Annotated in this window: 2 protein-coding genes and 1 other RNA gene; 2 read left to right on the forward strand and 1 reads right to left on the reverse strand. The window is 69.1% G+C overall.

Annotated elements, in window-relative coordinates; translation table 11 throughout:
- Positions 1-542 (reverse strand): NUDIX-like domain-containing protein (locus AC1DZ6_RS23940; protein ID WP_477099603.1); only part of this gene is annotated, 542 nt, incomplete at its 3' end.
- An 88-nt stretch (positions 543-630) separates the two neighbouring features.
- On the opposite strand from AC1DZ6_RS23940, the gene ffs reads away from it, so the two are divergent.
- Positions 631-729, forward strand: an RNA gene (ffs, locus tag AC1DZ6_RS23945) — signal recognition particle sRNA small type.
- 81 nt (positions 730-810) lie between these two features.
- Positions 811-2,152, forward strand: a 1,342-nt coding sequence (locus tag AC1DZ6_RS23950; RefSeq protein ID WP_477099604.1) for a DNA polymerase III subunit gamma/tau, incomplete at its 3' end; no start/stop codon positions are given.

Below are 2,152 nucleotides of genomic sequence, written 5' to 3' on the forward strand. Positions count from 1 at the left end.
CGCGGGAAGTGCCGCGGGAAGTGCTCGGTCTGGCAGGACGGGCACTCGCGCTTCCAGCCGCCGTCGATGACCTTGGTCTCCTGGCCGCAATTGCTGCACCACCTGTGCTTGCGCCGCCATTCGAACATCGACTTGGCGGTGGCCAGGATGCCGGCGTCGGGCGGCGGCAGCGTCAGGGCGATCCCGCGCAGCTCCTCGAACCGGCCAAGCCCCTTCAGCGAACCTTCCGCCGGGTCGGTCCCGCCCTCCAGGTCGACGGCGAACACCGCGATGTCCTTCCACAGGCCCAGGAACAGCAGACGCTCGGGCGTGCCGGCCAGGTCCTTGGCCATGTCGGCCCGCAGATAGGCGATCTGGGCGCCGCCGACCTTGCCGTCCTCGCCCAGGAGGTCTTCGACCAGCGCCTTGCCGTTCCAGATGGCCACGGCCAGCGAATGCGGATCGTCGGCCTTCTCGGCCAGCCAGGCTTCGTCGCCCCGGCGCTCGCCGGCGCGGTCGAGCGGGTTGCCGGCGAAGATGTTGGTGATGATCGAAAGGGCCATGGCGAATCTTTAGCATCCGCGACGAAGAGTCGTCACCGCTCTAGCCCTTGTGACTTGCATCGCGAGCGATGAGTCGCGATATAGGCCTTGGAGATCGGCGACGGGCGAAGCGCTCGCCAATCTGGTCAGGGCCGAGAGGCAGCAGCCACAACGAGTTAACCTTCGGGTCGTCTGTCGGTCTCCACCTTTCCCCACAATCTGGCGCCATCTGGTCCGCAAGCGCGGGCCGAGCCTTTTGCTGCGCCCTTCCGCACACTACACTCACCCCATGGCCGACCACGACGACCTCACCACCGATTCCGCGCCGCCGTGGGATGAAGACGCTCCCGAGCGCGACGAGAACACCGCCGACATCTTCGGCGGTCCGCCGGCCGAGGCGACTCCGCCCGCTGTCGCGCCTCCCGTGGCCGCTCCCGTCGTCGTCGCTGACGCGCCCAGCGACCCTCCCCAGGAAGAGTCTGGCGCCGCCTACACCGTGCTGGCGCGCAAGTACCGGCCGCGCACCTTCGAGGACCTGATCGGCCAGGAGGCCATGGTCCGCACCCTGGCCAACGCCTTCTCGACCGGCCGCATCGCCCACGCCTTCATGCTCACGGGCGTCCGGGGGGTGGGCAAGACCACGACCGCCCGCCTGCTGGCCCGGGCCCTGAACTACGAGACCGAGACCGTCCACGGTCCCTCGGTCGATCTGACCGTCGACGGCCTGCACTGCAAGTCGATCATCGAAGGCCGGCACATGGACGTGCTGGAGCTGGACGCCGCGTCCCGCACCAAGGTCGACGAGATGCGCGAGCTGCTGGACGGGGTGCGCTACGCCCCGGTCGAGGCGCGCTACAAGGTCTACATCATCGACGAAGTGCACATGCTGTCGACGGCGGCGTTCAACGCCTTGCTGAAGACGCTGGAAGAGCCGCCGCCGCACGCGAAATTCATTTTTGCGACGACAGAGATCCGCAAGGTGCCGGTGACGATCCTGTCGCGCACCCAGCGTTTCGACCTGCGCCGGGTCGAGCCGGACGTGCTGGTCAAGCACTTCGCCAAGATCGCCGCCAAGGAAGGCGCCAAGGTCGAGGAAGACGGCCTGGCCCTGATCGCCCGCGCCGCCGAGGGTTCGGTGCGCGACGGCCTCTCCTTGCTGGACCAGGCCATCGTCCAGGGCGAGCGTGGCTCGACCGTCACCGCCGCCGTGGTCCGCGACATGCTGGGCCTGGCCGATCGCGGCCAGACGATCGCCCTGTTCGAGAACGTCATGAGCGGCAAGCCGGGCGACTCGCTGACCGGCTTCCGCGCCCTTTGGGGCTTCGGGGCCGATCCGGCGGTGGTCATGCTGGACCTGCTGGACCACTGCCACGGCGCCTCGGTGGCCAAGGCGCTTGGTCCGGACGCCCTGACCCTGCCCAAGGAGCAGGCCGCGCGCTTGACCGCGATCGGGGCCCAGACCTCGGCCGGGACCCTGTCGCGCCTGTGGCAGATGCTGCTGAAGGCCCACGAGGAGGTGCGCCGCGCGCCCGACGCCATGGCCGCCGCCGAGATGGCCCTGATCCGCCTGTGCTACGCGGCCGATCTTCCCGGTCCCGAGGAAGCCCTGAAGGCCCTGCGCGACGGTCAGC

The organism is Caulobacter sp. P1_B12_2 (genome assembly GCF_056406675.1).